A 21085-nucleotide genomic window follows, 5' to 3' on the forward strand; every position below is an offset into this window, starting at 1 on the left:
GTTGGCGACTGCCGCCCCCGCCGGGCATGGCCCGGCGCTACCGTTCCGATGCATTCCTGCCGAATCCGCGTCAACACCTTGACGCGGCCTGCCTATAATGGCCACCTCGATCAAGGAGTGACGACATGAGCGGTCCGGCACGGCGGAAGCGGTGGGGATGGGCGGCGGCGGTACTGGCAGGAGGCCTGTTGCTGGGCCTGGCCGGTTGCCGCAACGACAGCGGGCAGCTGCCCAAGGCCAGCGGCGAGGCCATTGCCACCAAGGCCGAGCAGGTGAAGGAGTTCACCCTGCTGCGTGCCTACCCGGACCAGAAGAGTGAAGGCCTGTCGCTGGCGCTGGAGTTCTCGCGCCCGCTGGTCGGCACCCAGGACTTCGACAAGCTGGTGCGCTTCGAAGAGAAGGTCGGCACCGATGACAGCAGCTGGACCCTGTCCGATGACGGCCTGACCCTGCGCTATCCCTTCGTCGAAGCCGGCAAGGAATTCAGCCTGGTGGTCTCGCCGGAGCTGCTGGCCGCCGATGGCAGCCGCCTGGGCAAGGAACTGAAGCAGAAAGTATTCAGCGGTGAGCTGAAGCCGGTGGCCGGTTTCGCCTCGCAGGGCAGCGTGCTGCCGGCCAAGGACAGCCGTGGCTTGCCGGTGGTGTCGGTGAACGTGCCGGAAGTCGACGTCGAGTTCCTGCGCGTGCGCGAAAAGGATCTGCCGACCTTCTTCAGCCAGTACCAGCGCGGCGGTCGCCGTGGCAGCTGGGAACTGAGCAGCGATTACGAGCGCAGCCCGATCAACAAGCTGGCCGAGCCGGTCTACGTCAACCGCTTCATTCTGGGCGGCAAGCAGAACGAGCGGGTGCTGACCTACCTGCCAACCCAGGACATCAAGGAGCTGCAGGAGCCGGGCCTGTATTTCGCCCTGCTCAAGCGGACCGGCGACTACGAGGGCGAGTTCGATACCGCGTTCTTCTCGGTCAGCGACATCGGCCTGCACACCCGCGCGTACAAGGACAAGCTGTTCGTGCACACCGCCGCACTCAAGGACGGTGCATCGCTGAAGGGCATCGACCTGCGTGTGCTCGACGCCAAGGGCGAGGTGGTGCTCAAGGGCAGCACCGACAGCAACGGCAATGCGCTGCTTAACTACACCCTGGATGCCACCCACGTGCTGGTGGCCAGCAGCGGCAAGGACACCAGCTTCCTGCCGTTCAACCAGCCCGCGCTGGACCTGAGCGAGTTCGCCGTGGCCGGCCGTGACAATGCCTGGTTCGACGTCTACGCTTGGTCCGGTCGCGACCTGTACCGCCCCGGCGAAACCGTGCGCCTGTCTGCGCTGCTGCGCGACAACGACGGCAAGCCGGTGAAGAGCCAGCCCGTCTTCCTGCGCCTGAAGCAGCCCGACGGCAAAACCTTCCGCGAAACCCGCGTGCAACCGGGTGAACAGGGCTACATCAACTTCGAACAGACCATTCCTGCCGAGGCGCCGACCGGGCGCTGGCAGGTCGAGTTCCGCACCGACCCGGCCAGCAAGGAAGCGATCCAGGGCATGACCCTGCGCATCGAGGAGTTCCTGCCCGAGCGCATGAAGCTGGACCTGGACAGCACGCAGAAGACGCTGAAGCCGGGCGAAGACCTGCGCCTGCAGGCCAACGGTGCCTATCTGTACGGCGCCCCGGCCGATGGCAACCGCTTCACCGCGCGCATGGCGGTGGCCGCTGAACAGAAGCCGGTGGAGGGTCTGCCGGGTTACTTCTTCGGCGACCCGACATTGCAGCTGCCGCGCGAAGCCAAGGATGTGATCGACACCACGCTGCCGGCCAATGGCCAGCTGCGCGAAGACGTGTCGCTGCCGGAAGAAGCGACCAAGGCCAAGGCACCGATCGCGGTGGTGCTGTCCGGCAGCCTGTATGAAACCGGTGGCCGTACGGTCACCCGCACCCTGAAGCGGGTGGTGTGGCCGGCCGCTGCGCTGGTCGGTGTGCGCCCGCTGTTCAATCCCGACGACGGCGCTGATTCCAACGGCAACGCGCGGTTTGAACTGATGCGCGTGGATGCGGACGGCAAGCCGCAGCCGGCCAAGGGCCTGAAGATCACCTTGGTGCGCGAGCTGCGCGACTACCACTGGACCTTCAATGACAACCGTTGGGATTACGATTTCACCCGCCGCTTCGAGAACAAGGAAACCCGTACCGTCGACGCCGGCAGCAGCGCGGTGGCCTTCGACTTCCCGGTGGAGTGGGGTGAGTACCGGGTGGACGTGTTCGATCCGTCCACCGGTCTGACCAGCCGCTATCCGTTCCGCGCCGGCTGGAGCTGGGGCGATGACAACCGTGGCCTCGATGCCCGCCCGGACAAGGTCAAGCTGGGTCTGGACAAGACCGGTTACAAGGCCGGCGATACCCTGGAAGTGACGGTGACCCCGCCGCATGCCGGCAAGGGCGTGCTGATGGTCGAGACCGACCGCATGCTGTACGTGCAGGACATCGACGCCAAGCCCGGTGCCACCTACAAGATCCCGGTCACCGCCGATTGGGAGCGCCACGATGTCTACATCACCGCGCTGGTGTTCCGCGGTGGCAGTGCGCCGAGCAAGATCACCCCTGCCCGTGCCGTAGGCGTGGTGCACGTGCCGATGGACCGCAAGGGCCGCACCGTGGCCGTCGGCCTGGCTGCACCCAAGCAGATGCGACCGGAGCAGGACCTGCCGGTGACGGTCAGTGCACCGCAGTTGGCCGGCAAGGTCGCGCATGTCACGGTTTCGGCCGTGGACGTGGGCATTCTCAACATCACCCGCTTCCCGGTGCCCGATGCCGGTGCGCACTTCTTCGCCCAGCGTCGCCTCGGCATCGATGCCTATGACATCTACAGCCGGGTGATCGAGAGCTTCGACGGCAGCAGTGGCAAGCTGAAGTTCGGTGGTGACATGGCGCTGCAGGCGTTGCCGCAGGCCAAGCGGCCGACTGCGCGCGTGCAGACCGTGGACCTGTTCTCCGGCCCGGTGCAGCTTGATGCCAAGGGCATTGCCCGCATCCGCCTGAAGGTGCCGGATTTCAATGGCACCCTGCGCGTGTCGGCGCTGGTCTACAGCGATGACCAGTATGGCAAGCGGGATGTTGAAACCGTGGTGCGTGCACCGATCCTCGCCGAGGCCAGCATGCCGCGTGTGCTCGCCCCGGGTGACCGTAGTACGGTGACCCTGGACGTGCAGAACTTCACCGGCAAGCCGGGTCAGTTCAACGTGCGCGTGGACAGCGAAGGCCCGCTGAGCCTGAGCGAGGGCACGCGCAGCGTGCAGCTCAATGCCGATGCCAAGACCACGTTGAGCTTCCCGTTGTCCGCGCGGGAGGGCCACAGCGTGGCCAAGGTGCGCGTGCGCGTGGACGGCAACGGCTTCAAGGCCGACCGCCGCTACGATCTGCCGGTACGCGCGGCGTGGCCGCAGGTGCTGCGCTCGCAGGTACGCACGCTCGATCCGCTGGCCGCGGTGAGCCTGGATGGCGGCCTGATGGACGGGCTGATGTCCGAATCGGTCAATGCCCGCCTGCTGGTCAGCCCGCTGCCGCCGATCCCGTTCGCCAGCGCGCTGCAGGGGGCGCTGAACTACCCGTACGGCTGCGCAGAACAGACCACCAGCAAGGGCTACGCCGCGCTGATCCTGGATCAGGCGACGTCGTCCATGCTCGGCGCTGATGGCCTGGACGCGAAGACCCGCCGCGAGCGCATGGAAGGTGCGTTCGGTCGCCTGGCGTCGATGCAGGTGGCCAACGGCAACTTCTCGATGTGGGGCGACGACGGCTACGTGAACCCGTGGCTGACGCCGTATATCGCCGAGTTCCTGCTGGACGCGAAGGACGGTGGTTTCGCAGTGCCCGACAACGTGCTGCAGAAGGCGCTGAACCGCCTGAGCGAAGACCTGCTGTCTGGCGGCAACCAGTTCTACGGCCAGGAAAAGCGCGAGAGCCTGAAGTTCGCCAACCAGGCCTACTCGGGCTACGTGCTGGCCCGCGTCAACCGCGCGCCGCTGGGTACCCTGCGCACGCTGTACGACAACGAACGCAGCAAGGCCGTGGGTGGCCTGTCGCTGGTGCACCTGGGTGTGGCGCTGTCGCTGCAGGGAGACGCCAAGCGTGGCCAGGCCGCTCTTGCGGCCGGCTTCGCCAAGTCCAGCAGCGAACGCCCTTCGTACTTCGGCGACTACGGCAGCGCGGTGCGTGATGACGCGCTGATGATCGCACTGACCCACGAGAACAAGCTGGCCAAGCCGGCATGGGATGCACGCGCGGTCGATCTTGGCCGCGGCCTGGATGCGCGCCGCAACAGTGGCTGGATGTGGCTGAGCACGCAGGAGCAGGTGGCCATCGCCCGCCTCGGCAAGGCGCTGGCTGCCAACCAGAAGGCACTGGTGGCCGGTGAACTGGTGATCGGTGGCAACACCGAGGCCATCGGCGAGCGCAAGCTGTTTGGCCGCAACTTCGATGCAGGGCAGCTGGCCGCGGGCGTGCGCTTCACGCCGCAGGGGCAGCCGCCGATGTTCGCCAGCATCGATGTGGCCGGCATTCCGCGCAGTGCACCTGCGCCGGACAACAGTGTGATCGGCGTGGAGCGCAGTTACTTCGGCACCGATGGCAAACCGTGGTCGCCGCGTCCGTTGAAGGAGGGTGAAGCGCTGATCGTGCGCGTCACCATCACCGCCGACAGCGAGATGCCCGATGCGCTGCTGACCGACCTGCTGCCGGCAGGCCTTGAGATCGAGAACCTCAACCTGGGCGATGCCAAGCAGTGGGCCGACGTGGTGGTGGATGGCATCACCATCAGCGACCGCAGCGAAGCGGCCGATACCAAGCACGAAGAGTTCCGCGATGACCGCTATGTGGCGGCGCTGAAGCTCTCGCGTGGCAGCAAGGCCAATGTGTTCTATCTGGTGCGTGCGGTCACTCCGGGTACCTACACGGTGCCGCCGTCGCTGGTGGAGGACATGTACAGGCCGCAGCTGCGTGGCGTTGGCCGCAGCAACCCGACCACGTTGACGGTGGTACAGCCGTGATCGTGCGGACGGGCCGCGACGGCGCGGCCCGTCCCACAGGATGCCGTGGATGAAAGTGGGATCTCTGAAAACGCGGCTGCCGCGCCTGCGGCAGCGGCTGCAACCGCTGTGGCCGTGGCTGCGCTGGGGCACGGCTGCGTTGCTGATGCTGTTGCTGGTGCTGGATGTCGTCTTCCCGCCACCGTTGCCGAAGCAGCGTGATACCAGCACGCTGGTGGTCGCCGCCGACGGCAGTCCATTGCGTGCGTTCGCCGACGCCGAGGGCGTGTGGCGCTATCCAGCGTCGGTCGACAGCGTTTCGCCGTTGTACCTGCAGGCGCTGCTGACCTACGAGGATCGCTGGTTCTGGCAGCACCCGGGCATCAATCCGCTGGCGATCCTGCGTGCCAGCGGCCAGTTGCTGCGCGGTGGACGCATCGTCTCTGGTGGCTCGACCCTGACCATGCAGGTCGCGCGCATTCTCGATCCGCATACGCGCACGCCCTGGGGCAAACTGAAGCAGATGCTGCGTGCGGTGCAGCTGGAAGTGCACCTGTCCAAGCGCGAGATTCTCGCGTTGTATCTGGAGCGCGCGCCCTACGGTGGCACCATCGAGGGCGTGGAGGCGGCCAGCTGGGCTTATCTGGGCAAACCGGCCGCGCAGCTTTCGCATGCCGAGGCCGCGCTGCTGGCGGTGCTGCCACAGGCGCCCAGTCGCTTGCGCCCGGACCGTCATCCCGAAGCCGCGCAGAAGGCACGCGACAAGGTGCTGGCGCGCATGGCCGAGCTGGGCGCGTGGACGCCGGACGAAGTGGAAGATGCGCGCATCGAGAACGTGGTTGCCCGCTCACTGCGTCCGCCGTTGCATGCCGCACTGCTGGCGCAACGCCTGCATTCGGCACAGCCCGGCAAGGCGCGGATCCAGAGCAGCATCGACATCGGTCTGCAACGCACGCTGGAAGAGCGCGTCGCCAGCTATTTCTCCACGCTGCCCGAGCGCACTTCCGCGGCGCTGCTGGTGGTCGACAACCAGACCCTGCAGGCGCGTGCTTACGTCGGCACATTGTCTTTCGGTGATCGGCAACGGCTGGGTCACGTGGACATGGTGCAGGCCTGGCGTTCCCCAGGCTCCACGCTAAAGCCGTTCCTGTACGCGATGGCGCTCGATGACGGCCTGATCCATTCCGAAAGCCTGCTGGTGGATGCTCCGCAGAGTTTCGGCAATTATCGGCCGGGCAACTTCGACATGGCCTTCAACGGACCGATCAGTGCCGCCAGCGCGCTTCGCCTGTCGCTGAATGTGCCTTCGGTGGACCTGCTGCAGCGGGTGGGTGCTGCGCGCTTTGCCGCGCGCCTGTCGCACGCTGGTATCCAGCTGCGTTTCCCACCGGGCAGCTCGCCGAATCTGTCGCTGATTCTTGGCGGCACCGGTGCACGCTTGGAGGATCTGGTCGGTGCGTTTGCCGCACTCAATCGCAACGGCATTGCTGGCCGCGTGCGCTACACCGATGACGAACCGATGATCGAGCGGCGGCTCGCGTCACCCGGTGCCAGCTGGATCGTGCGTGAGATGCTGGAATCGAACCCGCGCCCGGGCTATGGCGTGGGTACCTTCGATGTTGGCGGCCGCCCGCGGGTGGCCTGGAAGACCGGCACCAGCTACGGCTATCGCGATGCGTGGGCGATCGGCAGCACGCGTCACTACACCGTGGGCGTGTGGGTGGGGCGGCCCGATGGTACGCCGCTGCCGGGCCAGTACGGCGCAGTCACTGCGTTGCCGCTGATGTTTGAAGTGGTCGACAGCCTGCCGCGCCAGCGCGGCGATGCGGCGGCCGCGCCGATGCCGGCCAGCGTGACCGAAGCGGACATCTGCTGGCCGACCGGCGAACTGGCCGAAGCGTTGCCTGCCGAGCTCTGCCAGCGGCGCCTGTCGGCGTATCTGCTGGACGGCGCTGCGCCACCCACCTTCCCGGAGCGCGATGCGAGGCGTTGGCAGCCAGGTCGGCAGCGTTACCTGGCCGACGCGCGAACGGGTCTGCGTGTATCGGCTGACTGCAGCGCACCGCATGAAGAAGTCGCGCGTGAGATCGCGCGGTGGCCGGCGCTGCTGTCCCCCTGGCTGCCCAAGGCCACACGCGACGCCTCACAGCTTCCCGTGCTGTCGCCGGACTGCCGCGATGATGGGCGCGAGGCCAGCGTGGCCCTGCATATCGATGGCCTCAACGAGGGCGCGACGCTGGCGCGTGCGCCGAATGCCGAGCACGGTGTACGCCTGCAGTTGCGCGCATTGGGTAGCGAACAAGCCGTGGATTGGCTGCTGGATGGCCGTTGGATCGCGCAGACGCGCGGTGCGCAGCTGATGCAGCGCGAGTTCGCCGATCCGGGCGCGCATGCGTTGACCGCACTTGCCGCTGACGGTACCTGGACACAAGTGCGTTTCAATGTGCTGCGGTAGCTGCCGACCTTGGTCGGCGCTTTCCGTATATTTGCGACGCTGTTGTAGCGCCGAGCCCATGCTCGGCTGCTCTTGCGACGTGCGTTGAGCAGTCAGCCGAGCATGGGCTCGGCGCTACAACGCCGCAGATGACAGCGAGCGTGTGGCGTAACCGCTATTCCCCGATCCACCCATCCAACAGGTCGGCGAATTCATCGGCGTGCTCCTCCTCCTGCGCCAGGATCTCCTCCAGGATGCGTTTGGTGGTGGTGTCACGGTCGCCGATGACGTTGATCATCTCGCGGTAGCTGTCGATGGCGATGCGCTCGGCCACCAGGTTTTCGCGGACCATGTCGCGCAGGTCGCGGCCTTCCTTGTATTCGGCATGCGAACGCGCGGTCAGCGTGTCCGGGTTGAGGTCCGGCTCGCCGCCGAGCTGGACGATACGCTCAGCCAGCTTGCCGGCATGCGCCTGTTCCTGCTGCGCATGTTCGAGGAATTCACCCTTGACTGCATCGGCCAGCATGCCCTTGGCCATGAAATAGTGCCGGTAGTAGCGCAGCACGCACACGTACTCGGTGGCCAGTGCGTCGTTCAACAGCTTGATCACCACCTTGCGATCGGCGGCGTAGCTGTCGGTGATCGCTCCGTCCTCGATGTTCTTCCGTGCGCGCTCGCGCAGGGTCTGCCGATCACTGATGCCAGCAATCCTGGCGGACGGGGAGGATTTGCTGGCTTTGGCTGGCTTGTTGGACATGGCTGGCCGGTTTCCTTTGCAGTCAGGGTTTCAGGTAGGAAGGTGCTCCAGCACATGCTCGGCCGAAGACACGTCGAACTGTCCGGGCTCCTCGATCCAGGCGGCGCGTACCGTGCCGTCCACCACATACAGGGCAAAACGGCGCGAACGGATGCCCATGCCCGAGGCACTGGCATCAAGCTCCAGGCCAAGCGCGCGGGTCAGTTCGGCGTTGCCGTCGGACAGCATCAGCAGACCGTCGGGCACGTGCTGGTCAGTGGCCCAGGCCTTCATCACGAACGGATCGTTGACCGCCATGCAGTACACGTCGATGCCGCGCTTGCGGAAGGCCTCGAACGTTTCCACATAGCCAGGCAGGTGGCGCGCAGAACAGGTGGGGGTGAAGGCACCGGGTACGGCGAACAGCACCACCTTGCGCCCGTCGAACAGAGCGTGGGTATCGAGGGTCTCGATGCCTTCGCGGATGCGCTTGAGAGTGACTTCCGGAATGCGGTCGCCGACATGGATGGTCATGGGAACTCCTTGCTGGATGAGGGTAGGGGCCAGGACGGGACGGACGCGTCAAGACATTGGAAAACCCATGTATACACCCCATCTCTGTCGTCCGCGGCGGGCTGTCAGCCACAGCATGGGGCAGGGCGATGGCAGGCGCATTGCGCTGAATCAGTCTGCCTCACCGTTGCCGCACGACCGCCGGCGTAGCATCGCCGGCGCGTAGAATGAACCCGGGGCGGCGCCACCGGCGCCGCCGAAGCGAATCGAGGTAGCTGGATGGAATTCAAGGATTATTACGCCACCCTGGGGGTGGAACCGAGCGCGGGCGAGGCGGAAATCAAGACCGCCTATCGTCGGCTGGCACGCAAGTACCACCCGGACGTCAGCAAGGAGGCCGGGGCCGAAGACAAGTTCAAGGCCATCAACGAAGCCTACGAGGCGCTGCGCGATCCAGAGAAGCGCGCGGCCTATGACCAGCTGCGCGCGCAGGGCTATCGCCCGGGCGAGGAATTCAACGTGCCGCCCAACTACGGTGGTGGCGGTTTCAATTTCGAGGAAGTGTTCGGTGGCGGCGGCGGTGGGCCCAATGGTGGCTTCAGCGACTTCTTCGAGAGCCTGTTCGCGCGCCAGCGCGGCGGCCAGGGCGCGGGGCCCGGTCCGGGCTTCAGCAGCCACGGGCACGCGCCCAACCGTGATACCCGGGCCAAGCTGTCGGTACCGCTGGAGGCGGCCTACAACGGCGACAGCCTGCGCATCACCGTCAACGGCAAGCAGCTGGACGTGCGCGTGCCCAAGGGCATCCGTCCCGGGCAGGTGATCCGCCTGGCCGGGCAGGGCAACCACGGCGGCAACCTGCTGCTGGAAGTGGAGTACGCCGCGCATCCGCAGTTCGAGGTCGACGGCCGCAACATCCTGTACACGCTGCCGGTCACCCCGTGGCAGGCGGCGCTGGGTACCAGCATCAGCGTGCCGACCCTGGGCGGAGCGGTGGAACTGAAGATTCCGGCCGACTCCGATGCCGGTCGCAAGCTGCGCCTGCGTGGGCGTGGCCTGCCGGGCAGCCCGGACGGCGATCAGATCGTCGAAATCGAGATCGTAGCCCCGGCGGCGACCGACGAGGCGCAGAAGAAGGCCTATCGGAATCTGGCCAAGGCGTTTGGCGAAACGATCTGAGATGGAGTCTGGTGGGTGCGGACCTTGGTCCGCACGCCTTGCCGGTAGTGCCGGCCTCTGGCCGGCAAAGGTGTGCCAACCAAGGTAGGCGCCTACCAGGGCGGCGTGTCAGCCCTGCCCGGCGAACACCCGCTCCAGCACCTCGGACAGCTCGTCTTCCGAGAACGGCTTGGTGATGTAGGCCTTGGCGCCCTGGCGCATGCCCCACATGCGGTCGGTGTCCTGGTCCTTGGTGGTCACCAGGATCACCGGGATGTGCCGGGTTGCTTCATCGCGGGCAAGGGTGCGGGTGGCCTGGAAGCCATTGAGGTTGGGCATCACCACGTCCATCAGCACCAGGTCGGGCAGCTCGGCCTTGGCGGTCTCCACCCCGGCCGCACCATCGGTGGCGGTCAGGATCTGGTGCCCGAGCTTCTCGACGATGCGCTGTATCCCCAACAGCTGCGACGGTGAGTCGTCGACGATCAGAATGCGTGCCATGTTGTTCCCCATGTGATGCCGGAAGTGTAGTGCCGGCATCCTGTTGGCGGGAGGGCGACGGTTGCCGTCCGTCGCCTGCCTGCGACGTTCAGTCGATCCGCACCACCGTGCGGCCAAGCGAGCCGCCCGCCAGCATGCGATCAAACACCGCGGGCAGACCGTCCAGACCGACTTCGGCGGTGCAGATGCGGTCCAGGTGCTGTGGTTTCCACGCGCCGCCCAGGCGTGCCCACACTTCTTCGCGCAGCGCGCGTGGGGCGTTGGCCGACGAGACACCAAGCAGCGAGACACCGCGCAGGATGAACGGCATCACCGTCATGTCCAGCGCCGGGCTGGCGGCCAGGCCCGCACTGACCACGCTGCCATAGGGCACGGTCTGTGCCAGCAGGCTGGCCAGCATCGGACCGCCGGCGTTGTCCAGGCCACCGCCGAAGCGTGCCGACTGCAGCGGACCGGTGTCGGCAAGGGCATCACGCGGCAGCACCTCTGCAGCACCGATGCCGCGCAGGAAGTCGGTCTGCTCCGGTTTGCCGCTGATCGCGTGCACGGCATAGCCGGCGCGGCTGAAGATGTCTACGGCCAGGGCTCCGACCCCACCGCTGGCACCGGTGACCGCCAGTGGCCCAAGCTCGGGCGTCTGCCGGTTGTCCTGCAGGCGCAGCAGTGCCAGCGCGGCGGTGAAGCCGGCGGTGCCCAGCACCATCGCCTCGCGTGGGCTCAGGCCCGCGGGCTGGGCGATGACCGCGCTCGATTCCAGCCGCACGTACTGGCTGTAGCCGCCATCGCGGGTTTCGCTGAGGCCGCAGCCGGTGGCCAGTACCGCGTCGCCCTCGCGCCAGGCCGGATCGGTGGAGGCGACCACCGTGCCGGCCACGTCGATGCCGCCCACCAGCGGGAAACGCCGCAGGATCCGGCCTTTGCCGGTGCCGGCCAGCGCATCCTTGTAGTTGACCGAGGACCAGTGCGCGCGGATCAGCACCTGGCCGGGATTGAGGTCGTCCAGGCTCAGCGGCACCAGGCCGCTGCGGTAGCCGGCGTCGTCTTTTTCGATGCGGAAGGCGGTGAACGGGGCGGTGGGGGCCATCGGCGTTGCCTGACTTCGAGGAAAACGCCACCTTACCCGTTCCGGACCCTTTCAATCCTGCCGGTCAGCCCCATCTTGTATGATCGGTAATGGTTCATGGCTGGCGTTGCGGGAAGGGCCCGCGTCGCAGCCCACATCTTGATGGAGCGTGCATGGCCTGGAATACACCCGGCGGCAACAAGGGCGGACAAGGCCCCGAGGACAATCGACGCGGGCCGTTCGGGTCGCGCGGCGGTGGCAATGGTGGCGGCTGGGGCGGATTGCCCGGACCGCTGAAGGACCTGTTCGACGGCGGCATCCTGCGTTGGGTGGCAGCAGCAGTGGTACTGCTGGTGTTGTTCTCCAGCTTCCAGCTGATCGGCGAACAGCAGCGTGGCGTGGTGCTGCGCTTCGGCCAGTTCTCGCGCATCCTGACCCCAGGCCCGAACTTCAAGTTGCCCTGGCCGATCGAATCGGTCACCAAGGTCAACGCGACCGAGATCAAGACCTTCTCGATCCAGGTGCCGGTGCTGACCCGCGACGAGAACATCGTCAACGTCTCGTTGAACGTGCAGTACCGCATCGATGACCCGCAGCAGTATCTGTTCGGCACCGTCGATGCCAACCAGGTGCTGGAACAGTCGGCGCAGAGCGCGGTGCGTGAGGAAGTCGGCCGTGCCGACCTCAATGCCGTGCTGAACAACCGTGGCCCGCTGGCCGTGGCCGCCGAGGAGCGCCTGCAGGCGCTGCTGAAGGCGTTCAAGACCGGCCTGACCGTGACCGGCCTGACCCTGCAGGACGCCCGTCCGCCGGAGGAGGTCAAGCCGGCCTTCGACGAGGTCAACGGTGCCCAGCAGGTCAAGGAACGCCTGATCAACGAAGCCCAGGCCTATGCGGCCAAGGTCGTGCCTGAAGCGCGTGGCCAGGCGTCGCGTGCCCGTACCACCGCCGAAGGCTACAAGCAGGCGGTGGTGTCCAAGGCCGAAGGTGATGGTCAGCGCTTCAGCCTGCTGCAGGCCCAGTACAAGGATGCACCGGAAGTCACCCGCAAGCGCCTGTGGCTGGAAACGGTGCAGCAGGTCCTGAGCGAGAACCGCAAGGTCATTGGTGGCGATGGCCGTCAGCTGATCTACGTGCCGATGACCGGCGATACCCGTGCCACGACCTCGGCTCCGCCGGGGGTGACGAACCCGGAGGTGGTGATGCCGTCGCTGCCGGGTACCACGGCAGTGGAAGCTTCCCGGGATCCGGGCCGGCCGGTGGGCCGCCCGACCGGGCGTTCGAGCGGCCGTGAGGAGGGCAGCCGATGAGAAATTCAATGTGGATCGCCGTTGTCGTAGCGGTGCTGCTGGGCCTGCTGGGCTCGGTGTACGTGGTCCGCGAGGACCAGACCGCCATGGTCCTGAACCTGGGCAAGGTGGTGCGTTCGGACATCAAGCCGGGCCTGCACTTCAAGCTGCCGGTGGTGGAAACGGTGCGGGTGTTCGACCGCCGCTTCCAGGTGCTGGACACCGCGCCGGCACGCTACTTCACCGCCGAGCAGAAGGACGTCAGCGTCGACTTCTTCGCCATCGGTTACATCTCCAACGTGGGTGACTACTTCCGTGCCACCGGCGGCGATCCGCGCATCGCCAACGCCCGTCTGGCACCGATCATCACCGACTCGCTGCGCAACCAGATCAACTCGCGCACCCTGCAGCAGCTGGTTTCCGGCGACCGCAGCGAGCTGATCGCCGAGCAGCTGAAGGGGATCAACGAAGCCGTTGCCGGCCTGGGCATGCAGATGATCGACCTGCGCATCAAGCAGGTGGACCTGCCGACTGACAGCCAGGTGATCAATGACGTGTATGAGCGCATGCGCGCCCAGCGCAAGCAGGAAGCCGCCAAGCTGCGCGCCGAAGGCGAGGAGCAGTCGCTGACCATCCGCGCCCAGGCCGACCGTGACAGCACCGTGCTGATCGCAGAAGCCGAACGCGATGCCCAGCGCCTGCGTGGTGAAGGCGATGCCGAGGCCGCACGCATCTACGGCAAGGCCGGTTCGGCTGACCCGTCGTTCTACGCGTTCTACCGCAGCCTCGAGGCCTATCGCGGCTCGATGACCGACGGCAACGGCGTAATCGTGCTGGACAAGAACGATCCGTTCCTGCAGTACCTCAAGAACGATCGCTGAGACCGCACGGCAGTACCTCACGGGGCCCGGCCATACGCCGGGCCCCGTGCTTTTCCGGAGTTCCCCCATGAAAGATCTGTTCGCCGCCGTCTGTCTGGTCGCGGTGCTGGAAGGCCTGTTGCTGTTCGCGGCCCCCCTGGCCTGGAAGCGCATGGCCGAACGCCTGCTGGAACTGCCCAGCCCGGCCCTGCGCAGCTTCGGCGGCCTGGTCCTGCTGGCCGGGTTGAGCCTGCTGTGGTGGGTGCGCCACTGAGAGGGTAGTGCCGGCCGCTGGCCGGCAACCCGGGGCTGCCGGCCAGCGGCCGGCACTACCGGCCTGACCGGCCGGTGAAGCCGTCCGTCGGAAAGGTGGCACCCGACCCCCGAAACCCGGATAATGCACAAAAGCCGGACGGGCCTCCCCGTTCGGCTTTTTCCGTGTCTGGGCCTTCCATTGCCGGCCGCTCCCCGTTTGGAGCCGCCACCCAAGCGCTGGCCAGCCCTGCTGCGGTTTACCCGTCCGCGGCCCCGATGGCCGCAACAAATAGAGGAACCCGTCATGGGTCAGTCTGTCGTAGTGCTTGGTGCCCAGTGGGGCGATGAAGGCAAGGGCAAGATCGTCGATCTGCTCACTGAGGAAATCGGCGCCGTCGTGCGCTTCCAGGGCGGCCACAATGCCGGCCACACCCTGGTCATCAACGGCAAGAAGACCGTCCTGCACCTGATCCCGTCGGGCATCCTGCGTGACGATGCGCTGTGCCTGATCGGCAACGGCGTAGTGATCTCGCCGGCTGCGCTGCAGAAGGAAATCGCCGAGCTGGAAGCCTCCGGCGTGGAAGTGCGTTCGCGCCTGAAGATCTCCCCGGCCGCGCCGCTGATCATGCCGTACCACATCGCCCTGGACCAGGCACGCGAGCGCGCTGCCGGCGGCAAGGCGATCGGCACCACCGGTCGTGGCATCGGCCCGGCCTACGAAGACAAGGTGGCGCGTCGCGGCATCCGCATCGCCGACCTGCATTACCCGAAGCAGCTTGAAGAACTGCTGCGCACCGCGCTGGATTACCACAACTTCGTGCTGACCAAGTACCTGAACACCGATGCGGTCGACTTCCAGAAGACCTTCGACGAAGCGCTGGCCTTCGGCGAGTACGTGCAGCCGATGAAGTCGGACGTTGCCGGCATCCTGCATGACCTGCGCAAGCAGGGTAAGCGCGTGCTGTTCGAAGGTGCGCAGGGCGCGCTGCTGGACATCGACCACGGTACCTACCCGTACGTCACCAGCTCCAACACCACCGTGGGTGGTGCGCTGGCCGGTGCCGGCGTCGGCGCCGATGCGATCGACTACGTGCTGGGCATTGCCAAGGCCTACGCGACCCGCGTTGGCGGCGGCCCGTTCCCGACCGAACTGGACGATGAAATCGGCCAGGGCATCCGCGACCGCGGCGCCGAGTACGGCGCTTCGACCGGCCGTCCGCGTCGCTGCGGCTGGATGGACATCGTCGCGCTGAAGCGTGCCGTGGCCATCAACGGCATCAGCGGCCTGTGCATCACCAAGCTGGACGTGCTGGACGGCATGGAAAAGCTGAAGGTCTGCATCGCCTACGAATACAACGGCAAGCGCACCGAGTACGCGCCGCTGGACGCGCAGGGCTGGGAAGACTGCACCCCGGTGTACCTGGAGTTCCCGGGCTGGACCGAGAACACCCACGGCATCACCAACTGGGACGACCTGCCGCCGGCCGCACGCGCCTACCTGCGTTCGCTGGAAGAGCTGGCCGGTTGCCCGATCAGCATCGTGTCCACCGGCCCGGACCGCGACCACACCATGGTCCTGCAGGATCCGTTCGCCTGAGTGGTCACACGCTGACGTGAAGGAAAAGCCCCGCGAAAGCGGGGCTTTTTCGTTAGTGTGTACGCAGTGCCAGCAGGGAAGCGGACCGATGACCGGCGATGTCAGCGTGAAAGGGGCGAGGCTGCTGCGGATCACCCTGTGGGTGTTCTGGGGCCTGTGGTCCGCCGCCTGCGTGGTGCTGGCGGTGGGCGCCGTGGCCAACCACCTGGCATCACGCACGCAGACCCTGCCGCTGATGCTGAGCCCCGGTGCGAGCGCGGAAATCACGGTCTACCGCTTCATTGACGATCGCCTGCGGTTGCGGCTGCGCTATCCGGCCAACGCTGCCGACCCGGCCCTCGATCCTGACGTGCTGATGCGCGTCGAAACCCCAAACGAGCACGCGGATTTCCGTGCGAGCGTGCGATCAGGCCCGCCTGCGGCGGATGTCGTGCGCAGGGTGGAAACCGTTGAAACGGCAGGTTTCACCGCCGCGTACTTCGGCTATGGCCGCGGTGACGCCTTGCCCCGTGGCCGCTCCTGGCTGCGGGTGACCGTGCTGGAAGTGGAGCCAGCGCTGGTCGGCAGGCAGGCAACGATCGAGGTGCAGCCGCCGATGGATCTTCTGAAGCTGACCGACCTGGACTACATCTGGTTGTGGCCGTTCTTCTTCTGGAAACTGGCGGCGCTGTTGCTGCTGGTTCCAGGTGTCGCATTGGCAATCTTCACCCTCGCGCTGCGAAGGCAACGTCCACGTGCTGCTTAGGCGCCCGAACAAGCCGTGCGGATTGCGACTTAATCCCCTCCGTCCCCTTTTTTCAGCAGCGGATAGGGATTGATTGACTCGCCCTTCCACCACTGTTTTTCAGGCCCCAGCACGTGCACTTCGAAATGCAGGTGCGGGGCTTCGGGGTTGGCGTTGCCGGTGCTGCCGACGTAGCCGATCACATCGCCGCGCTTGATGGCCTGCTTCTCGGCCAGGCCGTCGGCGTAGCGCTGCAGGTGTGCGTAGTAGTAGCACCAGCGGCCGCTGGGTTCGAACTGGTAGATCGTCAGGCCACCGCGTTTGCTGTCGAACAGTTTCTCGACATGGCCATCGGCCACGGCCAGCACCGGCGTGCCGGCAGCGGCCATGATGTCGATAGCGTCATGCACACGGCCTTCGCTGCGTGCGTCGGTGAAGGTGTCCTGCAGCTGTGACGGCGCAATGCCCTGTACCGGCAGCAGCAGGCCGGAGGGTGTGCCGCTCGCTGCGGCTGGGTCGGGCTCAGCGATTGTCGTCGCTGCCTGCTCCGCGGACAGGGCAGGTGCGTGGTCCGCCGCAACCACTGCGGGAGGGTGGGCAGTCGTGCCATCGGACGGCTCGCCATCGCGCTGCAGCCACCATCCGGCGGTCACGCCCATCACCAGTCCCAGCACGATCAGTTGCGCAAGTCGCATCGGCTTACTCCTGCATCACCACGACCACCGACGTATCAACCGCCGCGGCCACGCGCAGCGCATCCCAGTTGGTCATGCGCACGCAGCCGTGCGACTCGGTCTTGCCGACGTGGCCGGGGACCGGCGTACCGTGCAGGCCATAATGCGGCTTGGACAGGTCGATCCAGACCCGGCCAACCGGGTTGTTCGGGCCGGGCGGAATCGTGGCTTTGCGATCCCCCTTCTTCGCGTCCCAGAACAATTTCGGGTTGTAGTGGAATGGCGGGTCCGGGTACACACCGAGGATCTTCCATTCACCGATCGGCAGCGGGTCGTGTTCGCTGCCCGACGACACCGGCACCTGCGCGATCACTTTGCCCTGCGCATCCAGCAGTTGCAGGGTGGAATCGGATTTGTCGACCACCAGCTTGACGGCCTTGGGCAATGCGGCCGGCGCAAGGTTGGGTACCTGGATGCGGCTGCCGGCCTTGCTCAGATCCACGCCGGGGTTGAGTGCCTTCAGCAGATCGGGCGAGGCATGGAAACGTTCGCCCAGCGATTCTTCGACGCTGCTGAAGCCCAGGGATTTCAGTTTGGCCTGTTCGGCCGGCTTCTTGGGGATGGCGACAAAGGGGCCGGCTACGTCTTCGGCGGTAAGCGTGTAGCTCGCCAAAGGAGCGACCGTATCGGCCTGCAGGGCCTTCCAGGTGGCGTCGTCCAGTTCCCCGCTGACCGTCAGACCGTGGGCGGCCTGGAAGCCGGACACCGCACGCCGCTGGTTGCTGCCCACCTCGCCATCGATCTCGCCCGGAGAGAAGCTGGCACGGTCCAGCAGCACCTGTGCATGCAGGGGCGAGCGCGCCGCGGTGTCAGGACCGGCTTTTTCGGCAATCGGTGCGGGCAGGCCTGCCGGTGGCGGGGCCTGCGCGAAGGCGGGCGGAATCAGCAGTGACAGGGCGAGCAGGGCGGGGCGGCATACGGGCATGGGCATCTCCAGCGGATAACGCCTCCACCCTGCCTGCAAACGCTGCGCAGCCGCCGTGAAAGGGAACTGATGCCGGCATGAGCAGTGGGGCGCGCCGCCAGGCAGAAGGCCCGCAGCAGAAGCGGGAGACAAGGCCTCACCAAGGTGAACGGCTTCCGACGCAGGCGAGCGTGGAGCGATCAAGATTCCCGGCCGGTAGGCCGATATGGGCGCATCCCCCCGTTTTGGATTCACCCCATGAACTACTTGAGGAACGTCAGGGTTGCCTGGCGTCTTGGGCTTGGCTTTGGCCTGTTGCTGCTGCTGGTTGCCGCCGTGGTGGCCACCGGTGCTACCGCCACCACCGTGCAGAAGCGTGCGATGGAGCAGGTGGTCGAGGTTGGCGTCGCCAAGGTACGGCTGCTGTCGGAGATGCTCGATGCCAACAACCAGATGATGGTCGTGCGCCGCGAGATGTTGATCCGCCAGGGCGAAGACCGCGCCAGCGACGAGCAGCGCATCGCCGATCTGGTCAAGCGCTACGAGGCCAGTTGGACCGCCTACCAGGCCCTGCCCGGCGATGCCGAGGGCAAGGTGATCGGCGAGACCATCGCGGCCAAGCGCGCACTCGCCCGTCCGCTCAACAAGCAGACCAGCGAACTGATGGAGCAGGGCGATTTCCCCGGTGCCGTGGCGTTGACCCTGGGCCCGGTGCAGGAAGCGGCCAATGGCTGGAACAAGGCCCTCGCCGATGGCGTGGCCTATGAGGAAAAGGAAAGCCGCGAGGCGGCTGCCGAGGCCATCCGCCTGGGCGAGCGCAGCCTGCTGCAGTTGCTGGTGCTGGGCGGCGTGGCCCTGCTGGTCGGCATCGCCGCATCGGTGTTGATCGGACGCAGCATGACCGGCCCGCTGGCGCGTGCGGTGCAACTGGCCGAGCGCCTGTCCAAGGGCGAACTCGACCAGGAATTCCGCCTTGGCGGTCGCGACGAGCTGACCCAGCTCGGCGAGGCTATGGCCAGTGTGCGCCAGAGTGTGCAGGCTGCGATCGGCGCGCAGCTGCAGATGGCCGAACAACACGAAGCCGGTGCGATCCGTTACCGGATGGACGCCACTGCGTTCCCTGGCGACTTCGGACGCATGGTGCAGGCCACCAACCACCTGGTCGAATCGCACGTGCAGGTGCAGCTGCTGATGGCCGAGGTGATGCAGCGCTATGCCATCGGCGATCTCAGCCGTGACCTGCCCGAGTACCCGGGCGAGAAGGGCACGCTGACCCGCACCCTGGCGGCGGTCAAGCAGAGCCTGATGGCGATCAACGCGCAGATCGATGAACTGGCCCGTGCCGCACGCGCCGGCGATTTCAGCATGCGTGGCGACGCTGCGGCATTCCAGTACCAGTTCCAGGCGATGGTGAACCACCTCAACGGCATGATGGCCAGCTCGCAGGCCAGCATCGCCGATGTTTCCGATGTGCTGCGCGCCATCTCGCATGGCAACCTCACCGCACGCATGGACGGTGAGTACGAGGGCGTGTTCGCACGCATGCGTGATGATGCCAACACCACCACCACGCAGCTGACCGGTATCGTGCGTGGCATCCAGGTGGCCGCCGACAGCATCAACAACGCGGCGCAGGAACTGGCGGCCGGCAACAACGACCTGTCGCGCCGTACCGAACAGCAGGCGGCGAACCTGGAAGAGGCTGCCGCCTCGATGGAAGAACTGACCTCGACCGTGCGCCAGAACGCCGAGCTGGCCCGCCAGGCCGACAGCGAAGCGCACGCGGCCGGTGTTGCCGTGCGCGAGACCGAGCAGGCCATGGCGCAGATGGCCACGGTGATGGGCGAGATCGACCAGTCATCCGCGCGCATCTCGGAAATCTCCACGGTGATCGATGGCATTGCCTTCCAGACGAACATCCTGGCGTTGAATGCCGCGGTGGAAGCGGCGCGTGCCGGCGAACAGGGACGCGGCTTTGCCGTGGTCGCCAGCGAAGTGCGTACGCTGGCCCAGCGTGCCGGTGTGGCCGCCAAGGAGATCAAGGAACTGATCGAAGACGCGGCCGCCAAGGTGCAGAGTGGCCTGGCGGTGACGGTGCAGTCGGAAGCCGCCATTGCGCGCGTGGCGCAGGCCAGTTCGCGCACGACCCTGCTGATGAGCGATATCGCCGCCGCCAGCAAGGAGCAGGCGGCCGGCATCGAGCAGGTCAACCAGGTGGTGGTGCAGATGGACCAGGTGACCCAGCAGAACGCGGCTCTGGTGGAAGAAGCCACCGCTGCCAGCCGCGCGCTGGAAGAGCAGGCGCATGCACTGACCACGTCGGTGTCGGTGTTCCAGCTGGAGCAGGGTGTGCGCAAGCCTGCCGTGTCTGCGCGCGCGGCGTAAGCGATCTCTGGTTGGATGACGTCCTGCATGCGATGGCCCGCATGCAGGGCGTCGATGTACGCAACGGGTGGGAACAGCTAGCGCCCGCGTGCAGAGCGTTCGATCAACCAACCGGCCGCGTACAGGAACAGTAGTGTTGGTGGCACCAGAACCGCATACGCGGTCGACCAGGGCTTGCCGTACAGCAGGCCGCCTGCGCCGATGGCATCAAGCGCGGCAGACTGCAGAGTGATGGGCAGCGCCATCAGGATGTAGGTACCCTTCGGGTCCGCATCCGACTGTGCGCCGTGAACCAGCCACGCGGTAAACAGCAGGTAGACCACGCACAGCGCGAGGCCGGTCCAGCTGAACAATCGTCGCATCTTCATCCGCAGACCTCCTTTCAACGGACCTTGAAGCGGGCCTGCAGCGGCAGGCTCACACCCCGCAGCAGATCCTTGACCACCACCTGCGCAGTCCAGGTACCTTTCGGATCGCCGAGCTCGGCGACGAATTTCAGCTGCACGTTGGTCATGTACAACAAGGTGGGTGGACCCGGCAGGCGGGCGGTGAAGCAGGGAACATCGCGCTCATCCGCGCTGGTGCTGCCGTCTGGGCGCAGCATGCGCACGTCGCAGTGGACCTTGGCTGCGCCATCCTCGCCCAGTTGCGGGTTGGACAGGAACGTCAGCACGAACAACTCTCCACCCAGCTGCACGTCGCTGGCCTCGGTGAAGTTCGGCGTGGTGTCCGCTGGGGTTTCCCACTTGGCCCGCCAATCGGCGTCGGAGGTGAGCAGCAGTGATGCCGCAAATCCATCCCTGGACTTCATGGCATCGGTCTGCGGCACCGCCTTGCCGTCGTGATTGATCCAACCGCCATCGGCAAAGGCAGGCAGCGGCAGCACCAGGGCCATCATGGCCAGTGCGGATGTCCATCGCATC

17 protein-coding genes are annotated in these 21085 nt (G+C 66.4%); 9 read left to right on the forward strand and 8 right to left on the reverse strand.

Annotated elements, in window-relative coordinates:
- The first annotated feature begins 125 nt into the window (after positions 1 to 125).
- Together HUT07_RS04520 and pbpC are read left to right on the forward strand one after the other, a co-directional pair.
- Positions 126 to 5033 carry an alpha-2-macroglobulin gene (locus HUT07_RS04520; RefSeq protein WP_176019931.1) on the forward strand — a complete coding sequence of 1636 codons (4908 nt, stop codon included), beginning with the start codon at positions 126 to 128 and terminating at the stop codon, positions 5031 to 5033.
- Positions 5034 to 5082: 49 nt separating this feature from the next.
- Positions 5083 to 7467, forward strand: a complete 2385-nt coding sequence (gene pbpC, locus HUT07_RS04525; protein WP_176019932.1) for a penicillin-binding protein 1C — start codon at positions 5083 to 5085, stop codon at positions 7465 to 7467.
- A 154-nt stretch (positions 7468 to 7621) separates the two neighbouring features.
- Here the strand turns inward: pbpC and HUT07_RS04530 are convergent, their stop codons facing one another.
- Positions 7622 to 8203 (reverse strand): ferritin-like domain-containing protein, encoded by a 582-nt coding sequence (locus HUT07_RS04530; RefSeq protein WP_176019933.1) that lies wholly within the window; start codon positions 8201 to 8203, stop codon positions 7622 to 7624.
- 30 nt (positions 8204 to 8233) lie between these two features.
- Positions 8234 to 8716 carry a peroxiredoxin gene (locus HUT07_RS04535; RefSeq protein ID WP_176019934.1) on the reverse strand — a complete coding sequence of 161 codons (483 nt, stop codon included), beginning with the start codon at positions 8714 to 8716 and terminating at the stop codon, positions 8234 to 8236.
- 258 nt (positions 8717 to 8974) lie between these two features.
- Between HUT07_RS04535 and HUT07_RS04540 the strand changes: the two genes are divergently transcribed.
- Positions 8975 to 9871 carry a DnaJ C-terminal domain-containing protein gene (locus HUT07_RS04540; RefSeq protein ID WP_176019935.1) on the forward strand — a complete coding sequence of 299 codons (897 nt, stop codon included), beginning with the start codon at positions 8975 to 8977 and terminating at the stop codon, positions 9869 to 9871.
- 108 nt (positions 9872 to 9979) lie between these two features.
- Here HUT07_RS04540 and pilH read toward each other — a convergent pair whose 3' ends face one another.
- Together pilH and HUT07_RS04550 are read right to left on the reverse strand one after the other, a co-directional pair.
- Complete coding sequence (pilH, locus tag HUT07_RS04545; protein ID WP_005410644.1) at positions 9980 to 10351, reverse strand: twitching motility response regulator PilH; 372 nt, start codon at positions 10349 to 10351, stop codon at positions 9980 to 9982.
- An 88-nt stretch (positions 10352 to 10439) separates the two neighbouring features.
- Entirely contained in the window at positions 10440 to 11435 is a 996-nt protein-coding gene (locus tag HUT07_RS04550) for a YhdH/YhfP family quinone oxidoreductase (RefSeq protein ID WP_176019936.1), read from the reverse strand.
- Positions 11436 to 11587: 152 nt separating this feature from the next.
- Here HUT07_RS04550 and hflK point away from each other — a divergent pair, with 152 nt between their 5' ends.
- From hflK to HUT07_RS04575, 5 genes are all read left to right on the forward strand, one after another.
- Positions 11588 to 12724, forward strand: coding sequence for an FtsH protease activity modulator HflK (hflK, locus tag HUT07_RS04555; protein WP_176019937.1), 1137 nt, complete (start codon positions 11588 to 11590; stop codon positions 12722 to 12724).
- Complete coding sequence (locus HUT07_RS04560) at positions 12721 to 13584, forward strand: protease modulator HflC (protein WP_089236460.1); 864 nt, start codon at positions 12721 to 12723, stop codon at positions 13582 to 13584. The genes hflK and HUT07_RS04560 overlap by 4 nt, the downstream gene beginning before the upstream one ends.
- A gap of 67 nt (positions 13585 to 13651) precedes the next feature.
- Positions 13652 to 13837 (forward strand): DUF2065 family protein, encoded by a 186-nt coding sequence (locus tag HUT07_RS04565; RefSeq protein ID WP_176019938.1) that lies wholly within the window; start codon positions 13652 to 13654, stop codon positions 13835 to 13837.
- Between the two features lie 285 nt (positions 13838 to 14122).
- On the forward strand, positions 14123 to 15415 hold the full coding sequence (locus HUT07_RS04570; protein ID WP_176019939.1) for an adenylosuccinate synthase: 1293 nt from the start codon (positions 14123 to 14125) through the stop codon (positions 15413 to 15415).
- Between the two features lie 106 nt (positions 15416 to 15521).
- Complete coding sequence (locus tag HUT07_RS04575) at positions 15522 to 16160, forward strand: hypothetical protein (RefSeq protein WP_176022469.1); 639 nt, start codon at positions 15522 to 15524, stop codon at positions 16158 to 16160.
- A gap of 29 nt (positions 16161 to 16189) precedes the next feature.
- Here HUT07_RS04575 and HUT07_RS04580 read toward each other — a convergent pair whose 3' ends face one another.
- Positions 16190 to 16834: a peptidoglycan DD-metalloendopeptidase family protein gene (locus HUT07_RS04580; RefSeq protein WP_176019940.1), complete on the reverse strand. Its 645-nt coding sequence runs from the start codon at positions 16832 to 16834 to the stop codon at positions 16190 to 16192.
- Between the two features lie 4 nt (positions 16835 to 16838).
- The gene (locus HUT07_RS04585; protein ID WP_176019941.1) at positions 16839 to 17804 is read right to left on the reverse strand and encodes a L,D-transpeptidase; all 966 of its coding nucleotides are present in this window, start codon (positions 17802 to 17804) and stop codon (positions 16839 to 16841) included.
- Between the two features lie 231 nt (positions 17805 to 18035).
- Here HUT07_RS04585 and HUT07_RS04590 point away from each other — a divergent pair, with 231 nt between their 5' ends.
- On the forward strand, positions 18036 to 20162 hold the full coding sequence (locus HUT07_RS04590) for a methyl-accepting chemotaxis protein (RefSeq protein WP_176019942.1): 2127 nt from the start codon (positions 18036 to 18038) through the stop codon (positions 20160 to 20162).
- 77 nt (positions 20163 to 20239) lie between these two features.
- Here the strand turns inward: HUT07_RS04590 and HUT07_RS04595 are convergent, their stop codons facing one another.
- Both HUT07_RS04595 and HUT07_RS04600 read right to left on the reverse strand, forming a co-directional pair.
- Positions 20240 to 20530 carry a hypothetical protein gene (locus HUT07_RS04595; RefSeq protein ID WP_176019943.1) on the reverse strand — a complete coding sequence of 97 codons (291 nt, stop codon included), beginning with the start codon at positions 20528 to 20530 and terminating at the stop codon, positions 20240 to 20242.
- Positions 20531 to 20544: 14 nt separating this feature from the next.
- Positions 20545 to 21084, reverse strand: coding sequence for a hypothetical protein (locus HUT07_RS04600; RefSeq protein ID WP_176019944.1), 540 nt, complete (start codon positions 21082 to 21084; stop codon positions 20545 to 20547).
- Position 21085: the final 1 nt, after the last annotated feature.

This window comes from Stenotrophomonas sp. NA06056 (genome assembly GCF_013364355.1).
In the GTDB taxonomy this organism is placed as follows: domain Bacteria; phylum Pseudomonadota; class Gammaproteobacteria; order Xanthomonadales; family Xanthomonadaceae; genus Stenotrophomonas.